This is a genomic window from Blautia sp. AF19-1 (genome assembly GCF_003479155.1).
GTDB lineage: Bacteria > Bacillota > Clostridia > Lachnospirales > Lachnospiraceae > Fusicatenibacter > Fusicatenibacter saccharivorans.
Genome location: NZ_QUGQ01000056.1, coordinates 1 through 1,151, shown reverse-complemented (window position 1 = coordinate 1,151; position 1,151 = coordinate 1). Strand labels below are relative to the sequence as shown.

The following is a 1,151-nucleotide window of genomic DNA, read 5'->3' as shown; positions in this document are numbered from 1 at the left end:
CTTCCAATGCCCTTGACTTCCTGCCCCTTGACCGTTCCGGCAACCGCCGCTTTATCCCCGTCATGGTGTACCCGGAGCAAGCCGAGGTTCACATTTTGGAGGACGAAGCCGCTTCCAGAGCCTATATCGAGCAGATGTGGGCAGAAGCGATGGAAATTTACAGAAGCGGCAGGTTCAAGCTGGCTTTCAGCCCTGCCATGCAGCGGTATCTCAAAGAACACCAGCGGGATTTTATGCCGGAGGATACCAAAGCCGGGATGATACAGGCGTATCTTGATAAGTACACCGGGAGCATGGTCTGCTCCAAGCAGCTCTATAAGGAAGCCTTGAACCATGCCTTTGACGAGCCGAAGCAATGGGAAATCCGGGAAATCAACGAGATTATGAACCAGTGCATTTCTGGCTGGCGGTACTTCCCGAACCCAAGAATGTTTTCCGAATATGGCAGACAAAAGGGCTGGGAGCGTGAAAACCCGGCAACGGACTCCGGCAACCCGTCTGAAAAAACGATGGACGGTTTTGTGGAGGTCACAGAACAGATGGAGCTTCCATTCTGAAAATGGCAGCCCGTTGCACCCCCTGTTGCTATCCCGTTGCCGAGCCGGTTGCCGGGGAAAATCCCGAAACTATCGGCTTTTCTCCCCTATGACAACCAAAACAACAGAAAAATAAAAGAAAAGTATAAATAGTAACCATCGCCAGATTGAGATTGTTTGCAAGGTCTTTTGAAGCCCGTTGCCGGACTTCGTTGCCGACACCCTCTGTCTGGCTATTTTCATGTATGGAGGATAACTGCCTATGGCAAAAAACAAAACAGAGATTCATGTGACTACGGTGTTTGACGGGGAGCTTGACGCAACCGATGTGTTCGTCAGCCTGATTTCCCAGAAATACGGTAAGACAAATACGAAAGACTATCTTGCTAAAAGGAAAGATATGAGCTATAATGAAGATGAGGTTCAAAAGAGCCAGATACCGTCTGGATTGTGTGGGTAAATGGCTATGATGAACGAAATGGAATACAGAACAATCGGTTCGGCACTTGCCGGAGGGTATCGTGCAGCGGTCTATTGCAGGCTGTCAAAGGACGATGACCTGCAAGGCGAAAGTGCCAGTATCGCAAACCAGCGTGATATGCTGGAAAAATACTG

Annotated in this window: 2 protein-coding genes; both read left to right on the top strand. The window is 49.5% G+C overall.

Annotated elements, in window-relative coordinates; translation table 11 throughout:
- The coding region (locus DWX26_RS16585; RefSeq protein ID WP_243030739.1) for a virulence-associated E family protein at positions 1-557 on the top strand (557 nt) is incomplete at its 5' end.
- 241 nt (positions 558-798) lie between these two features.
- A complete protein-coding gene (locus DWX26_RS16575; protein WP_117471371.1) occupies positions 799-996 on the top strand; it encodes a hypothetical protein in 198 nt (65 codons plus the stop codon).
- Positions 997-1,151: the final 155 nt, after the last annotated feature.

Bases quoted from the DNA above. Each gene is read 5' to 3' on its own strand.
- DWX26_RS16575 (WP_117471371.1), top strand. From the start codon at position 799: ATGGCAAAAAACAAAACAGAGATTCATGTGACTACGGTGTTTGACGGG.